This window comes from Enterobacter soli ATCC BAA-2102 (assembly GCF_001654845.1).
GTDB lineage: Bacteria > Pseudomonadota > Gammaproteobacteria > Enterobacterales > Enterobacteriaceae > Enterobacter > Enterobacter soli.
In genome coordinates, this window is record NZ_LXES01000042.1 from 41,995 (window position 1) to 58,744 (window position 16,750).

17 protein-coding genes are annotated in these 16,750 nt (G+C 48.5%); 11 read left to right on the plus strand and 6 right to left on the minus strand.

Features of this window, described 5'->3' with window-relative positions:
- Window positions 1–150 precede the first annotated feature (150 nt).
- From fdnG to M987_RS15890, 6 genes are all read left to right on the plus strand, one after another.
- Window positions 151–3,204 carry a formate dehydrogenase-N subunit alpha gene (gene fdnG / locus M987_RS15870; protein WP_014070119.1) on the plus strand — a complete coding sequence of 1,018 codons (3,054 nt, stop codon included), beginning with the start codon at window positions 151–153 and terminating at the stop codon, window positions 3,202–3,204.
- A gap of 11 nt (window positions 3,205–3,215) precedes the next feature.
- Window positions 3,216–4,103, plus strand: a complete 888-nt coding sequence (gene fdxH, locus M987_RS15875) for a formate dehydrogenase subunit beta (protein ID WP_014070120.1) — start codon at window positions 3,216–3,218, stop codon at window positions 4,101–4,103.
- A complete protein-coding gene (gene fdnI / locus M987_RS15880; RefSeq protein WP_014070121.1) occupies window positions 4,096–4,743 on the plus strand; it encodes a formate dehydrogenase-N subunit gamma in 648 nt (215 codons plus the stop codon). Before fdxH ends, fdnI begins: the two co-directional genes overlap by 8 nt.
- 291 nt (window positions 4,744–5,034) lie before the next feature.
- Window positions 5,035–5,469, plus strand: a complete 435-nt coding sequence (locus M987_RS15885; protein WP_014070122.1) for a VOC family protein — start codon at window positions 5,035–5,037, stop codon at window positions 5,467–5,469.
- Window positions 5,470–5,545: 76 nt separating this feature from the next.
- Entirely contained in the window at window positions 5,546–5,935 is a 390-nt protein-coding gene (locus tag M987_RS24065; protein ID WP_014070123.1) for a GFA family protein, read from the plus strand.
- Window positions 5,936–5,994: 59 nt separating this feature from the next.
- Window positions 5,995–6,435 (plus strand): GNAT family N-acetyltransferase, encoded by a 441-nt coding sequence (locus M987_RS15890; protein WP_014070124.1) that lies wholly within the window; start codon window positions 5,995–5,997, stop codon window positions 6,433–6,435.
- A 132-nt stretch (window positions 6,436–6,567) separates the two neighbouring features.
- On the opposite strand, the gene M987_RS24070 is transcribed toward M987_RS15890, so the two are convergent.
- The 5 genes from M987_RS24070 to M987_RS15910 form a co-directional block, all read right to left on the minus strand.
- A complete protein-coding gene (locus M987_RS24070; RefSeq protein ID WP_014070125.1) occupies window positions 6,568–7,353 on the minus strand; it encodes an AraC family transcriptional regulator in 786 nt (261 codons plus the stop codon).
- Between the two features lie 128 nt (window positions 7,354–7,481).
- Window positions 7,482–7,853 carry an MFS transporter gene (locus M987_RS24510; RefSeq protein ID WP_049796674.1) on the minus strand — a complete coding sequence of 124 codons (372 nt, stop codon included), beginning with the start codon at window positions 7,851–7,853 and terminating at the stop codon, window positions 7,482–7,484.
- Entirely contained in the window at window positions 7,837–8,682 is an 846-nt protein-coding gene (locus M987_RS24515) for an MFS transporter (protein WP_049796675.1), read from the minus strand. The genes M987_RS24510 and M987_RS24515 overlap by 17 nt, the downstream gene beginning before the upstream one ends.
- Before the next feature lie 218 nt (window positions 8,683–8,900).
- Window positions 8,901–9,710 (minus strand): Cof-type HAD-IIB family hydrolase, encoded by an 810-nt coding sequence (locus M987_RS15905; RefSeq protein ID WP_014070126.1) that lies wholly within the window; start codon window positions 9,708–9,710, stop codon window positions 8,901–8,903.
- A gap of 41 nt (window positions 9,711–9,751) precedes the next feature.
- A complete protein-coding gene (locus M987_RS15910) occupies window positions 9,752–10,930 on the minus strand; it encodes an MFS transporter (protein ID WP_014070127.1) in 1,179 nt (392 codons plus the stop codon).
- Window positions 10,931–11,054: 124 nt separating this feature from the next.
- On the opposite strand from M987_RS15910, the gene M987_RS15915 reads away from it, so the two are divergent.
- Window positions 11,055–11,606: a TetR/AcrR family transcriptional regulator gene (locus M987_RS15915; RefSeq protein WP_014070128.1), complete on the plus strand. Its 552-nt coding sequence runs from the start codon at window positions 11,055–11,057 to the stop codon at window positions 11,604–11,606.
- A gap of 279 nt (window positions 11,607–11,885) precedes the next feature.
- On the opposite strand, the gene M987_RS15920 is transcribed toward M987_RS15915, so the two are convergent.
- Complete coding sequence (locus M987_RS15920; protein WP_014070129.1) at window positions 11,886–12,365, minus strand: hypothetical protein; 480 nt, start codon at window positions 12,363–12,365, stop codon at window positions 11,886–11,888.
- Window positions 12,366–12,647: 282 nt separating this feature from the next.
- Between M987_RS15920 and M987_RS15925 the strand changes: the two genes are divergently transcribed.
- The 4 genes from M987_RS15925 (at window position 12,648) to M987_RS15940 (ending at window position 16,635) form a co-directional block, all read left to right on the plus strand.
- A complete protein-coding gene (locus M987_RS15925) occupies window positions 12,648–14,384 on the plus strand; it encodes a SulP family inorganic anion transporter (RefSeq protein ID WP_014070130.1) in 1,737 nt (578 codons plus the stop codon).
- 543 nt (window positions 14,385–14,927) lie between these two features.
- The gene (locus tag M987_RS15930; RefSeq protein WP_014070131.1) at window positions 14,928–15,245 is read left to right on the plus strand and encodes a hypothetical protein; all 318 of its coding nucleotides are present in this window, start codon (window positions 14,928–14,930) and stop codon (window positions 15,243–15,245) included.
- Window positions 15,246–15,309: 64 nt separating this feature from the next.
- Window positions 15,310–15,555, plus strand: coding sequence for a hypothetical protein (locus M987_RS24855; protein WP_014070132.1), 246 nt, complete (start codon window positions 15,310–15,312; stop codon window positions 15,553–15,555).
- Between the two features lie 489 nt (window positions 15,556–16,044).
- Window positions 16,045–16,635 (plus strand): hypothetical protein, encoded by a 591-nt coding sequence (locus tag M987_RS15940; protein WP_014070133.1) that lies wholly within the window; start codon window positions 16,045–16,047, stop codon window positions 16,633–16,635.
- Window positions 16,636–16,750 lie beyond the last annotated feature (115 nt).

Consider the following 16,750-nt stretch of genomic DNA (forward strand, 5'->3'; position numbering starts at 1 on the left):
GGTAAAGCGCTTCACAGACGTCTGTTCTTCGACGTGGGTAACTGCAACGAGGTAGCCTCCCTATAACCACAAAAGGATAGTGGTTTTATGTCGTGCATATGACGATAATACCCGTTCCTTTTCAAGTCTTAAGTTTAAGCTGGAGGTTACATGGAGCTTAATCGGAGGCAATTCTTCCGAATCTGCGCGGGTGGTATGGCAGGAACAACTGTTGCCTCTCTCGGATTTCTATCCTCATTTTCCGTTCACGCGGAAACTCGTCAATACAAACTCTTAAAAGCCAAAGAGACGCGTAACAACTGCACATATTGCTCTGTCGGGTGCGGAATGCTCCTGTATAGCCTCGGCGATAACGCAAAAAACGTCAGCGAAAGTATTTATCACGTAGAGGGCGATGCGGACCATCCGGTCAGCCGCGGCTCACTGTGTCCGAAAGGTGCAGGCGTGGTGGATTTCATCAACAGTGAAAGCCGCCTGCATTACCCGGAATATCGCGCCCCGGGCAGCACCAAGTGGCAGCGTATTAGCTGGGAAGACGCATTTACGCGCATTGCGCGCCTGATGAAAGAGGATCGTGACGCCAACTTTGAGGTGAAAAACCAGCAGGGTGTCACGGTTAACCGCTGGGCGACGACCAGTATGCTGTGCTCTTCTGCCGCCAGTAACGAAACCGGGGTTATCGACAATAAATTTGCTCGTGGCCTGGGAATGGTCGCCGTAGAAAACCAGGCACGGCTGTGCCATGGGCCGACCGTATCCGCACTGGCTCCGAGCTTTGGGCGCGGTGCGATGACCAACAACTGGATTGATATCCGCAATGCCGACGTCATTCTGATTATGGGTGGCAACGCCGCAGAAGCGCACCCGGTCGGTTTTAAATGGGTTATCGAAGCGAAGAAAAATCGTGGCGCGAAGCTGGTGGTGGTTGATCCGCGCTTCAACCGCTCCGCTGCCGTTGCCGATCAGTATGCGCCGATTCGCCCCGGCAGCGATGTCGCGTTCCTTTCCGGCATGGTCAACTATCTGTTAGCGAATGACAAAATTCAGCATCAGTACGTGCGTGAGTTCACCAATGCCAGTCTGATTGTACGTGAAGATTACCGTTTCGATGACGGTTTGTTCAGCGGCTACGATGACGTCACTCGCCAGTACGATCGCAGCAGTTGGGCCTATGAGCTGGGCGAAGACGGCCAGGTTAAACGTGATGAAACGTTGAGTCACCCGCGTTGTGTCTTTAATCTGCTGAAAACGCACGTCAGCCGCTATACGCCGGAAATGGTCGAAACCGTCTGCGGCACACCACGCGGAGAATTCCTGCGCGTCGCGCAGACGCTGGCGGAAACCGCCGCCACCAATAAAACGGCATCGATACTCTACGCGCTGGGCTGGACGCACCACACCAACGGTGCGCAGATCATCCGTACCGCCGCGATTATCCAGCTCCTGCTGGGCAATATCGGCATGATGGGCGGAGGGATTAACGCCCTGCGTGGTCACTCAAACGTTCAGGGCTATACCGACCTCGGTTTGCTCGATGGCTCACTGCCGGGTTATCTGCCACTGCCGAGTGAAAAACAGACCACCCTGCAAATGCTGCTTGAACAGGCGACACCGAAAACAACGATCCCGGGGCAGGTGAATTTTTGGCAGAACACCCCTGCGTTTATGGTCAGCCTGCTTAAAGGCTTTTATGGCGATGCCGCCACGGAAGAAAACCAGTGGGGCTTCGATTATCTGCCGAAGTGGGACAAAAAATACGACGTTCTCAGCCAGGTCGACATGATGGTCGATGGTCAGTTCAATGGTCTACTGGTGCAGGGCTTTAACGCGCTGGCGTCATTCCCGAATAAAAACAAAGCCGTTGAAGCATTCTCTAAGCTGAAGTTTATGGTGGTAATGGATCCGCTGGCCACCGAAACCGCCAGTTTCTGGCAAAACCACGATGAAATGAACGATGTAGACAGTAGCAAAATCCAGACCGAAGTGTTCCGCCTGCCGACCTCCTGCTTTGCTGAAGAAAATGGTTCGGTAGCTAACTCTTCCCGCTGGTTGCAGTGGCACTATTCTGCTGCTACACCACCGGGAGAAGCGCTGCACGACAGCAAAATTCTTGCTCAACTTTTCCTGCGTCTGCGTGAACTTTACCGCCAGGAAGGGGGCGTTGCGCCTGAGCCGCTGATGGCTATCGACTGGCGCTACGCCGACCCGCTCGACCCTCAGCCGGAAGAGCTGGCGCGCGAGGCCAACGGTCGTGCCTGGAAAGATGTTCATGATAAAGACGGTACATTGCTGGCGAAAGCGGGGCAGCAACTTAGCTCGTTTGCCCATCTGCGCGCTGACGGTTCGACCAGCAGCCTGTGCTGGATTTACGCCGGTAGCTGGACCGAGCAGGGCAATCAGATGGCGAATCGCGATAACGCGGATCCGTCTGGTCTCGGTGCGGTAAACAACTGGTCGTGGGCGTGGCCGCTCAATCGTCGCATTCTCTATAACCGCGCATCAGCGGATGCACAGGGGAAACCGTGGGATGCAACTCGTCCGTTGATGCAGTGGAACGGTAAAAAATGGCAGGGCTTCGATGTGCCGGACTTCCCGCCGACTTCGGCGCCGGAAGACAAAGTGGGGCCATTTATCATGCTGCCCGATGGTCTGGGCCATCTGTTCGCCCTCAACAAACTGGCGGACGGCCCGTTCCCGGAACATTACGAACCAATGGAAAGCCCGATTGGCACTAACCCATTGCACCCGAATGTGATCCACAGCCCGGTGGTGCGCCTTTATGAAAGCGATAAAGCGATGCTCGGTGAGGCGAGAGACTTCCCGTATGTCGGCACGACTTACTCGATTACCGAACTGTTCCGCCACTGGACCAAACATGCGCGACTCAACGCCATCGCCCAGCCGCAGCAGTTTGTTGAAATTGGCGAGCAGCTGGCGCAGGAAAAAGGCATCAACGCGGGCGACTGGGTGAAAGTCTCCTCCCGTCGTGGCTTTATCAAAGCTAAAGCAGTGGTGACCGCGCGTCTGCAAACCCTGAACGTCGCCGGAAAAGCCGTGCCGACCATCGGTATTCCGTGCCACTGGGGTTTTGAGGGTGCTACTCGAAAAGGGTTCCTGGCCAATACATTGACGCCGTCCGTGGGTGACGCCAACTCAAACACGCCAGAGTTTAAGGCGTTTTTAGTCAACATTGAGAAGGCGTAAGGAAGCGAATTATGTCAATGGAATCACAGGATATTATCAAACGTTCCGCCACCAACGATCTGACTCCGCCACCGCAGGCGCGTAACTACAAGCAGGAGGTGGCGAAACTTATCGACGTCTCGACCTGCATCGGTTGTAAAGGGTGTCAGGTGGCCTGCGCCGAATGGAATGACATTCGCGATAACGTGGGTGAATGTGTCGGTGTCTATGACAACCCAACCGATCTCAGCGCCAAATCCTGGACGGTGATGCGCTTTAGCGAAACCGCCAGCAATGGCAAGCTGGAGTGGCTCATTCGCAAAGATGGCTGTATGCACTGCGCCGATCCGGGTTGTCTGAAAGCCTGTCCGTCCGCCGGAGCGATTATTCAGTATGCCAATGGGATTGTCGATTTCCAGTCTGAGCACTGCATTGGCTGCGGATACTGTATTGCCGGGTGCCCGTTCAATATTCCACGCCTGAACCCGGACGATAACCGCGTTTACAAATGCACCCTGTGCGTTGATCGTATCAGCGTGGGGCAGGAACCTGCCTGTGTGAAAACCTGTCCGACCGGGGCGATTCACTTTGGTACCAAAGCAGAGATGCTGGAAGTCGCCAGAACGCGCGTAACGGAGCTAAAAACGCGGGGTTACAGTAATGCCGGGCTCTACAACCCGGAGGGCGTGGGCGGAACGCATGTGATGTACGTCCTGCATCACGCCGACAGACCGGCGCTTTACCACAATCTGCCGAACGACCCTAAAATCGATCTGCCCGTTAACCTGTGGAAAGGCATCCTCAAGCCGCTGTCTGCTGCCGGGTTTATTGCTACCTTTGCCGGGCTGATTTACCACTATGTGGGAATAGGGCCAAACAAGGAGAGCGATGACGAGGAAGAGGAGAACGATCATGAGTAAAAGTAAGATGATCTTGCGCACGAAATTTATCGATCGCGCCTGTCACTGGACGGTAGTGATTTTCTTCTTCCTGGTGTCATTATCCGGCATTGCGCTTTTCTTCCCGACATTACAGTGGCTGACGGAAACCTTTGGTACACCGCAGATGGGGCGCATTCTGCATCCTTTCTTTGGGGTGGTGATCTTTTTCGTGCTGATGTTTATGTTTGCCCGTTTTGTGCATCACAATATTCCCGATAAACAGGATCTCCCCTGGATTAAAGGTATTGTGGAAGTTCTGAAGGGCAACGAACATAAGGTGGCGGATGTCGGCAAATATAACGCCGGCCAGAAGATGATGTTCTGGAGCATCATGAGCATGATATTTGTCCTGCTGGTGACCGGTTTTATTATCTGGCGTCCGTACTTTGCTCACTATTTCCCGATAAAACTCATCCGCTGGAGCTTACTCGTGCATGCGACGGCGGCGATTGTATTGATCCACGCCATCCTCATTCACATCTATATGGCTTTCTGGGTGAAAGGGTCAATTAAAGGAATGATTGAAGGTAAGGTGAGTCGTCGTTGGGCGAAGAAACATCACCCGCGTTGGTATCGTGAGGTGGAAGCCAAAGAAGAAACCCGAAATAACCAGATATAGATACTGCGACGTATAGGCTCAAAGGGTATTTTTGACGTGGAATAACGCCTGGTGGAATGTCATCAGGCGTTTCTATTTCAATGCAGGCTTACTCGCGGTGATTCATGAGCTATTAATGCCCGCTTCTCACAAGGTACGGACGAACTACCTGAGCGGAAGTTCCGCTGAGAGCGAGAAGCGAACGTTATTGTTGCCGCTTACAGGGCACTCAAATGCCAATATTGGGCGTGGTGATTCCGTGAGCCGTAGGATACATTCAGGATTCAATTTCAGAGAATCAAGGAAGCAGGTATGTCGCAGAATTTACCGGAAATTGACGTCTTGTTTGTCGCTGGGTTTGGGCCCATCTCGCAGAACGCTGAAGACAGTTCCGAGTTTTATGTACAGGTACTCGGTTTGCCGCTTAAGCCAATGGAGGGTAACTGCGATTATCTGCTATCGGAAAACAGGCTGAAGGGCGTTAAGCATTTTGCTGTCTGGCCGTTACCACAGGCCGCAAATTCATGTTTTGGCACGGAGCAATGGACAACCGAATACCCCATACCGCAGGGATGGATTGAATATGAGGTTCAGGATCTCGATGCTGCTACCCGTATCCTGAGTGAGAAGGGGTACCGCCTGCTGGTGGCTAATCGCACTGAGCCCTGGGGGCAAACCGTTACGCGTCTGCTTAGCCCTGAAGGGTTGCTTACAGGGCTTACAATAACCCCATGGCTTCGCGGGTAAACGCGGACCGTTCCGGGTTCGAAGAGGAAGATGCTATCGGTGTCATTCTCTGAGCGTTGATAAGGTATCAACTCATATGGATATAAAATTGTCAGGCGGATGCTTATGTGGATTGATCCGATTCACAGCAATTAACCCTGTTTCCACTCATTCCTGCTCCTGCGATATATGCCAGAAACATTCTGGTTGTCAGACCGCGGTATGGCTTGAATTCCACTCGGCGGATGTTGAGTGGACTGGTGAAGGGGGCATACCTTCTCTGTATCGCTCATCTGAGACGTCATCCAGAGCGTTCTGCCCCCGCTGTGGTAGCTCAATGGGTGCTATCGATGACGCTCCGATGACGGCTTTACTCAGCGGTGTTTTTGATCACAACGAATGCCTTATATTTTCGCCCCAGTCCCACTCGTTTCAGGATATGAAACCAGACTGGTGGAGAAAAATCATGCCTGATACCGCCTCCTGAATAAGGAGGTTGCGAGCATATTCTCAATATGTATCTTTGCCCTGTATGGATTAAGCCCTATGACAATCTTTATAAGAACAGCTCAACCTTCTGATGTTAATAGTATTTTCGACGTCAGAACGTCGGTTACCGAGAATCATTTGAGCCGTGAAGAAATGCGACTGATAGGAATTACCGAAAGCGCCGTTGCCGATATGATTGAGCAGAGCCAATGTGCATGGGTTGCCATCCTAAACGACAACGTCATTGGCTTCTCGATGATTTTGCCGGATGAAGGCTGTCTATTTGCGGCGTTTGTTTTGCCGGAATATCAGGGCAGGGGTATTGGCCGTCGCCTTGTCGAGCTAGCCGAGCATGAATTATTTAAACACCATGAAACGGCCTGGCTGGAAACGGATAAAAATAGTCGTGCGGCGCAATTCTATATGCAACTCGGCTGGGTTAAAAAAAAGAACATCGATGGCACGGATATCAGATTAGAGAAATCCCGCGACGTGTAATCCATGGTGCTACGCATCCCTGTCTGCTCATGGCACAGAGCGGACAGAATCAGATGAACGTCCGCTTTGAGCGAAGAGCGGACATTCATTCTACGAAGCATTATCTTTTGAATTAATTGTTTACGATAAAAGTCATGCAGATTGTGAAATCTGAAAATACTTCGAGGGTGTTGTTCCAAAAAGGCAACGGAATGCGTAAACGAAGCTGGAGGCCGATTCATAACCAACATCTAGCGCAACATTAGCGACGCTTTCACCATATGCCAGTCTCTCAACCGCGCATATCAGGCGATTGCGCGTACGCCACGACCTGAAACTCATCATTGTCTGGGTGTTAAAAATCCGCTCAATAGTACGTGAGCTGGCTCCAGCATGAAGCGCCAGTTCTCTGAGAGTTTGCTTATTGCCGGGATCTTGCTGCAAAATTTTCACAACCCGTAGTGCCCGCATATCTGAGGGCATTGGGATATTTACAGGAGCAGAACTAAGAACCTGCAATTGGTCGACAAGGCATTGCCCAAGCCGGTTTTCCGCGGAATCCGTTGGTCTTTTCCAGGGAAGCGCAGCACAGGCCAGTATAAGTTCGCGAACCAATGGTGTCACTTCAAGTGCCAGACATTCATTTTCTCCGGGAGAAGGATAAACAGTAGAATCAATATAGAGAGTCCTGATTTGTGCTTGTCTTTTAACCTCTGATGAATGCGGTGTTCCTGCTTTAATCCACAACGCACGGCTGGGTGGCAATACCCATTCGCCAGCATGCGTCGTAATATGTAAGACACCAGATATGGCGTAGCTAAGTTGATGTCTTTCGTGACAATGCTCAGGAACCAACTCCGGCTCTGAAAAATCAACCCGACCAACAACAGGGGAATAATTATCCACCTCATAATCAATTGGTCTGAAAAAATCCACCATCGCTTTACCCTTCTAAAGTTGGAAATAAAATATTCAAAATAAGGCGATTCAGAAAAATTTAGTTAACAGTCAAAAACCAGAGTTTAACCATCTGTATTGATGAACATAGAAATATGGAGTTAATCCCATCACTTCTTACTCAAACTGGCATACACAGGAGTGACCATAAAAATAGTGGAAAAAGTAAGGACGCCAAGAAGAATAAGGCAGAGTTCCAGTCCAGTATAATGTGAAATGTAGCCAATCAGCGCTGGACCTATGAGGATCCCCATGTAGCCAAGTGTACTGGTAGCGGCAATGGCAATTGTTGCTGGCATAGTTTTTTGCTGTCCTGAGAGTGTCAGGAGGATCGGAACGACATTTCCTGCAGCAAGACCAGCTATTGCAATCCCCCCGAAAACAGCAACAAAGTGTGTTCCAATTGTCGCAATGACTATCCCCGTCGCTGTCAGAGATATACCTGCAATAAGCACAGTACGACTGTTAAAGCGGGAAACCATGGCATCCCCGACAAGCCTGCTGATTGTTAAAGCCAGAGCCAGAAATGGAAACATCAACACCTTTAATCTGGGTCAGAAGGATCCCCCCCCAGTCCAATATTGCACCCTCAGCCATAAAAATGGTGAACAAGAGGAAACCAATCACGATGACAATGCCTCGTGGAATAACAATAACAGGGTGATGAACGTCCATATTGATAGTAAGAAATCTGGATGCTGCAATGATGACTGCAATAAAGATCAAACCAGAAGCAACACATGCGGCCATGGTGACACTCAGGCCTGCTGCAATTGCCAGGGTCATCCCACTGGCTCCGCACAGTCCACCAATACTGTAAAGGCCATGAAACCCAGACATCAGGGGAGTTCCTGCTGCATTCTGCACTTCGGTACCATGGATATTCGCTGCAACATCCACAGCACCAACGGATGCCCCAAGAAGCAACAAACTTAGAGCCATTAACAAGGGGCTCGTCACACTAGCGAGTAGTGGCAAGGCGATGATCAGCCCAGCAGCCCCTGAGATGACTGCAATCCTGGGGCCTTTTCTTGCGACCAGCCCACCACATGCTGGCATGCCAAGTAACGCACCAAGTCCGAGACAAAGAAGTATGCTTCCCAGCAAAGAAGAATCAGCCTGGAGTCGTTGTTGGGCGAAAGGAACCATGGGAGCCCAGCATGCTATACCAAATCCTCCCATGAAGAATGCAAGTCGGGTCGACAGTTTTGCTCTGGACAACAGTGAATTATTTTCACCCAATACAGTCATTTCGGAGGAGGAATGCTGGATACTGTCTTTTGTTTTGCCTTGATCAAAAGAAGTCGTCATTAGATATGTCTCAAATCAGATTAGAAATATCTATATTGCTGTTAAACAGGTTGTCATCCAATCGATGTAACGACAATCTATATCGATAATGCGCCAGGTACCGCTTTCTTATTTTCAGGTTTATGTATGCAAATCACGTTTGACATAGCATTTGTTAAACCCCGGAAAAAGAAATTCTCTTTAACCGGGTTTGATATATCAATCGAGGGAGTTGAAAATCAGAATGGCTTATTACCCTCCAGAATATCATCGATAATCTTAAGGACGCCATTTTGCGTGTTGGGAGGGATTATATATGCAGAAACATTTTTAACTGCATTTGTTGCATTTTCCATCGCAAATGAATATTTCGTCATTGCCAGCATTTCAATATCGTTTCCACTATCGCCAAAAGCAGCAACCTCATCATGGTGCACTTTCCACTTGTTCAGAAGTCGCTGAATGCCACTCGCCTTGTGAGTGCCTGGAATAATCAAATCCATGAAACCATGTCCACTGGTGACGGGTGTCATAGTCCCACCTAGCTGAGCAACCAGACTCCTGAAAAGCGCTGGAATAGCCTCATCATCAAGGCTAAGTGCATATTTGAAAATAACATCGTCTATTTCATCATAATCATCTACGATCTGAAGACAATGATAATACTTTCTCATTATCTCAAGGAATTCCTCCGATGCTCCTCTTTTTACCCACGCACTTCGCAACCCGCAGACAACGAAATCAATACCACCATAGTTCTCCAGTATGCCATTTATTTTTTTTACGCTTTTGGCATCTAGTTCCCCATTAAATATTTTCTCACCTGCTTCGAGTACAAATGCACCATTCTCTGCTACAAATGAAATTTCGTCGCATATATCCGGAAAAAAAGAAGCAAGTTGATAATACTGATTACCACTAGCCACAACAAACCGAATACCACGTTTCTTTAGTTCATTGTACTGTTTCTTAAAGCGAACTCGGTCATATTCGCTGTTGTGATCAAGAAAAGTCCCGTCCATATCTACAGCAATTACTTTCACACTCATTATGCGTCCTCACACAAATATCGGGGGGTATGTACAGATAATTAATTATTGATAATTGGTTCAACAGGCTTATGTAGAACTCTTGCAAACATGATCGGGAAAATCAGCATACTTACAACCAGGACCATGGACATTCTCAAACCAGCATGCTCACCAATGAATCCCAGTAGAGGAGGGCCAACAAGAAATGCGGTATACCCTACGGTGGCGAGAATACTGACTCTCATTGCAGGATAATTGCCGCTTGCCGCTCCGGCTGACATAGCTACGGGGAAACCCAGTGCAGCCCCCATTGCCCAAAAAACAACAGCCACGCCAGCAATCCAAAGGTTAGGAGAAAAAATAACACCCAGAATCCCCAAAGCACCGATGATGCCGCATGTACGAATGACGATAGCAGGTCCATAACGGTCCAGAATTGCGGTACCGGAGAAACGTCCAATAGTCATTGTTAAGGCGAAGGCAACAAAAATTAGAGAACCCATCTGCTCAGGGACTGAATGTGTGTCCACGATCAGTAATGGAAGCCAGTCATTAGCTGCACCTTCAGCCAGTGCCACTGAAAGCACAATAAGTCCAGCCAGCAGAATTCGTGGATCGGAACGTATGAGTGACACGACGCTGATACGTTTAGTGCTGGAGTCGTCAAGGGAGCCTGCAGATATTTGTACCGAAGCGTAGACGTAAAATACTGCGGGCAGAAGGATAATACTGGTCACCAGCATGTGCCAGCCAACGGGTATCTGCCAGCCAACGAGACCAAGTCCGCACACGGCCCCGGCTGCCGTGCCCAGGCTGTAACATCCATGTAGTGAGGGCAGTACTGGTTTTTTCAGGCCTCTTTCAACCTGTACTCCCTGGATATTCACTGCTACCTCAGACATAGCCATGCCAAACCCCACCATGCCAAGTCCGCATCCAGCAATCCAGGACGAAAGCTGAACCGTTCCTCCCGCCAAAACAGCCAGGCCCGCAAGGGCGAGTAGAAGACCTGACAATATCGTTTTGGGTGTTCCCATGCGCCAGGCGACATTTCCCGCCATAAGAATGCCGGTCATTGAACCCACTGAAAAACCAAAGAGGATCAGGCCCATTTCCCCGGTTGATGCATTAAGCACATCACGAATTGAGGGCGTTCTTACAATCCATGACGCCATAGAAAATCCGAGGATCAGAAAACAACAAAACAGGCCTCTTCGGATTCGATACAGCTCTTTCATGTGTACTCCATGTCTGATGATTTGCCGATACGTACGATTGTACACAACGATGTGTACGTTTGTACATATTGCTATGTACATCTGTACATAGCAATATGTATTGCATTGCTTTTGAGGAATAAAGATGAAGACGAAACGCGCGCCGCGGCGCTTTGATCCAGACAGACGTGAGAGAATTCTTGATATTGCACTGGATGTTATTGCCGAATACGGAGTTGCTGAAACATCATTGCGAAGAGTTGCCTCAGCAGCAGATGTTCCTCTGGGATCTATGACCTATCACTTCACAGATCGAACAACATTTCTTTGCGAATCCTTCGCCAAATTTGCCGATGAGATGTTTGCTTGTTTTGCCGAAAAAATGGACCGTTGTACAAGTCGTGAAGACGCCGTAAAAGCGGTTGTGGATCATATTTGCGGCGAAGGATGGGCTTCTCGGCGCAATCTTTTGCTTTGCTATGAACTGTATGCGTTTTCTGGACGAGGTGGTGATCCGGGAAGGATATTACTGAACTGGCTGGAACAGGTAAGAGAAAAGTTACTGGTATTTTTTGACAAGCGCACTTCCGATGGGCTGGATGCTCTACTAGAGGGGTACAGTATTCACTGCTCAGTGGATCACTCACCACCTTCCAGAGACGATATTGAATACATCGTCATGAAAATAACGCAATGAAACTTTTGTTTGAGTCACCGGGGATTTCTTACTTAAGTTAGCTAAATGTTCTTCTCTGTGCATCCGACACTGGGCTTGCATATAAGGACGTTGCCCAGTTGCAACTCTACAAAAGGGATTTAAACCTCATCGCAGAAACTGATCGAGACGATGACATCATGGGGATCATCAATGTCTGCTTCTGGCACGAAGCGGACAAGTTAACTGGCCTGAAGGTGCGCTATGAGTGCCGCTCTCAGGGTTGATGACGCACGCTCCTGGCAGAACAGGGGTCGTGACTCAATCCATCGAGGGTACAGGTTCACCCATATAAGTGTGTGTGCAACAGCGGCAAGTCACCACAACGTCCTTCCCGCTAATTGACGGGTTTACCTGTTGCAGAATTCCATTCTCATCAACAAACAGACCCGGATAAAAACTGCTTTCACCAATGCGGACTAAATCCTGTTGCTGATGTTCATGTAGTGCCACCAGCCAGAATACGGGCTCTGTGGTATCAAGGCGTCCACATACTTCGCTAAATATGTCATCCCACGGCTGACCAATCTGTTTGATCAGAAAGTAAAACAAAGGCGTGTAGTCCCGGCCACGCTTTTGCTCGCTGTGCATTGTCTCGCGCGTTGCCAGCAGTTCATCACTGACCTTTTTACGATTGCGCTCCCAGCGATACTCCGCACCCGGATTAGAAGAATGGTGCCGCGTCGTCGTGTTCTCGCGGCGATACAGTTTGCGGGGCTTGTTCAGTTGATGAGTACGCATAGCGCGATCTCCTGCATCCTTACTTTTGTGTACAACTCGTGGTCAGTATTAAAGGCGATTTCATTCTGCTGAAATACCTCCCCGCTGACAACTACCAAAAAGTCCACTCCAGCTAAGTAGTGGTTTTTGAACTATGTTTAACACCAGTCAGAATAATAAGTTGGTTGCAGTGTCATTATGGCCTGAGCAGCGACTTTCGCATTCCGGAAGCATTTGAAAACCAGAACCTCACTCAGAAGTGTGCCAACATCGCGTGGGTAAGAACAACATCCGGAGAATAACGTGTTCGGGAAATTATTATTAAATTACATGCCTGGTTTGCAGAATTTATTAGCCTACGATAAAAGCTGGCTAAAACATGATGTTAAAGCCGGGTTATCTGTTGCGGCTGTCGCACTACCCGTTGCTATTGCTTACGCTGAATTGGCGGGGGTTGGGGCCATCGTAGGGCTTTATTCCTGCGTTTTACCGATGATAGCTTATGCACTGTTTGGTTCTTCACGTCAGCTCATTGTTGGCCCTGATGCAACAACCTGCGCGGTGATTGCGGCCGTCGTGTTTCCCCTATCAGCAGGAAATCCCGAACTGCACTGGCAACTGACGATCATCATGACATTGATGATGGGCGGATGGTGCCTGCTTGCCAGTAAATTTCGCCTCGGTGCGCTTGCCGACTTGCTTTCTCATCCCATTCTTACGGGTTTGCTTAATGGTGTCGCCGTGACGATTATTGTCGGGCAATTAGGCAAGGTCTTGGGGATCTCGCTTAATGAGGCGCAGGTTATTGAGAAAATAATGGCCTTGCCAGGTCGAATTGCGGACAGCCATTTATTAACCTTTGGGCTATCACTTTTAACGTTAGCTATTTTAATGGTTATCAAAACGTATCGCGGCCACTGGCCTGCACCGCTAATTGCCATTGTGATAACAACGGCACTGGTATGGGGAACCCATGCACAAAATTATGGGATTGCCACTATTGGAGGAGACGGTTTTCAGCCGGGTTTACCCGTCGTTAACTGGGCGACATTCCAGCCAGGCCCGATGCGTGATTTAGTGATCCCTGCGCTGAACCTGGCGTTGGTCAGTTTTGTCAGTCTGATGCTGACCGCTCGCAGTTTCGCCGCGAAAAACGGCTATGACATTAATGCTGATGCGGAGTTCAGGGCTCTGGGTATTGCGAATCTGATGTCTGGATTATCTCAGGGTTTTGCTATCAGTGGCGCCGATTCCCGAACCGCAGTTAATGATTCAACAGGGGGAAAAAGCCAGCTGGTTTCCATTGTCGCAGCCTTACTCATCGGTATCGTGATCGTTTTTTTCACTCAGCCATTACAGTTTATTCCAGTCTCTGCATTAGGCATTGTTTTAATGTATGCATCCTGGTCATTGATTGATTTACGCGGGCTATGGAATCTGAGACGAAGAAATAAACAGGCATTTCGCCTTGCCTTCTTCACGTTTGGCTGTGTTTTAATTATCGGCGTTATCCAGGGGATCGGGCTCGCGGTGTTGCTTGGTCTGTTACAGTTCCTGCGTACCGTCTTTCGTCCCTCTGAACATTTACTGGGAACCGACGAAAATGGAATGATTCACTCCTTAGGTAATACAACCGATATTAAAATGGTCCCTGGTGTTCTGATGTATCGATTTAACTCCCCGTTGACTTATTTTAACGCGGCTTATTTTAAACGTCGGGTATTAAACTTAGTTGATGGTACAACATTACAAACTAAATGGGTGGTCATTGATGCCGTTGCTTGCTTCACCTATTCAGATATAAGCGTCCTGGCCACCATAAATGAATTAAAGCGCGATCTGAAAGGCCGACAGATCACGTTAATCCTTGCGGGCAGGAAAACAGAATTAACACGTTGGTTTAAAGAAAGTCGGCCAACAATGAACGATGATGACATGATTCTGGCGCCAGACCTCTATCTGGCACTTCGGTTCATCCAAAGCAAAGAGAGTGTGAGTGAGGGTGACTCAGCCGGTGAGGGTGAACCAAACCCGGGTTAGGGGCCTGCCATACCTGCTTTAACGCAGCGTACAAGGGCGAGTCGTTCTATCTGGCGGACGGTCGGGATCAGCACCGTCCCGCGTTACAGTACTTTGAACGGTATAAAGCTGAAACGGTAAATGATAATTTTGATGAATTCCGTAAGGTAGTCACAAAGTAACAAGACAGGGAGAGATACCCTTGTAATACCTGGGTTTAATTAGTGGTGCTAATGTTGTATCAATAAATATTACTTCTGTTACAGAATTTCGCGGGCTATTATTATCAAACTAACGGGGGCGTTAATAATGGCGGCGGCTCTTTAGGCATGTGGTCATGATCTCTTAATAATGTTATCGGTCTTAAACAACATATTGCCTCCTTCAGTATTGTTATCACCATTAGTATTCTAAGGTAAAAATCAGGTTATTCTTTTATTGGGATAGGGGCATAAACGTAATTCTTGTTTTATGGCATAGGCCTGGCCGTTATCTACAAGAGAAAAGTACGGTTTATTATTCTTCAGAACTTTATTTCCACTTAGTAATGAGATGCCTATTTAAATGAAAAAAATTATCACATTGGCAGTACTGGCGATGGCAACGAGTGGTTGTGCAACTAAGCAGTACCCACAGGCTGCCGCCGTCACCGGTGAGGAAAACGCTTTATTCACTTGCCAGGACGTGAAGACTGAAATCGCAAAGGTACACGCTCAACAGGGCGAGATTGAGCGGATAGGTGAATTTGATGCACGTACTGTATTTGGCTTTTTGGGGGACTTTGGGATCGGAAATGGCATGGCTAAAGATTCTGCCCGTGAAAGGGCACAATTACGCCTGAACGAGTTAGAGGGCATAAAGTACAACAAATGCCAAAGCTAATTCTGTAGTTTGGTATGTCGGGTATTCAATGATCTGTATAAATAATATATCTGTGATGTGGTAGATGAAATATCTTGTACTGTTATTAGTACTGGTGGCGGGTAGTAGCAATGCTACCCGGTTCATTACACCAGAGCTCCAGGAGCAAATGAATCGGGTGCAAGGAATTATACTCAGCAGTGGAAAAGTGTGTAATCACGTTACTGAGGTCAAAAAGTATTTAAATTCAATGGCAGTTGCTTGTGATAATCTTGATTATATCATTATTCATAAGGGAATGAGTTATACCGTAAATGATAAAAACAACTGAATTCCGTCATCACAAATTAATAGTCACGCAACTTTTCAATAGTACTGTTTTTACCTTCGATAATGGGCGGCAGTACTTTCTAAACAAAGCGGGTTTACATCTTCATGATTATGCTAATCATATCACAATTATAGGCCGTCCAAATCCAGATGAAGTGGATTTACGTTCTATGTTTTATCTCCCTTCTGGTATGACGTTTGAAATGTGGCTTAGTGAATGTCAGAGAATGGCTAATGTCTGCGCTGTTCTTAATATTGTCGATTTCCCGGCAAAACATACAATGATACGCCTACAAAGGTTGGCTTGATAAAGACGTACTTCATCTTGATTGGCTGGGGGGCTGATCAACGGTGTGCGACGCGCGAAACTGGAATTGTAAAACTGCAAATATTCAATTGATGCATTCCCCAGTACTCCATTTTCCTGGTAATTGCGTGGGGTGGTGTATCTGTTAATCTGGCTGGGTTGAAAGGATGACCAGGAAGACAAATGCTAAACCCAGGATTCATTACCCGCAAAGCGCTTGCTGAATGGCAGGATGCGCCGGTCTTCTTACCCCAGTTTCAGTTCCATGAAAAACATCGCACCATCATACACACTACGAGTCCTGAAATTATTCTGCCGTTAATTGCACAATTTGACGTCCAGCAAGACGCCGTTATCCGGCGATTAATGTCGTTGCGGAAAATTCCGCAGAAATTTATGCCTAACCAGCAAGCTCGTGCGACCAGTGACTTTGGGTTGCACAGTTTTACCCTGTTGAAAAGTTCTGCAACTGAGCTCTGCTATGGCTTAAGAGGGCAGTTCTGGCGTGCGGATTTCGGTCTGGAAGATGTGCCGGATGCCCGCGCTTTTCAGGCGCCGATCGCGCCGGGTAGCGCAAAGCTTTTACTGCGCTATCAGGCATCGGAACTGACGACAGACCAGCATGAACTCAGTACAGAAACCTTCATCTATTGTCCTGACAGAGCGACTCAGCTAAAAATGGCTGCCTACTGGCTCGCAATACGGGCGGGAAGCGGCTGGATCCGCAAAAGGATGTTAAAGGCTGTTAAGTTGAATCTTGAAGCGCTGGGGTGAGATGCTGGCGAGAAATCTCTCCCCGAAACCAGAACTGCCTCAACGCCCCACCACAGTGCACCACCTGCGCGCGCCTCCCCAAAACAGTGAAACTCAACCCGTATTAATTTCTAAG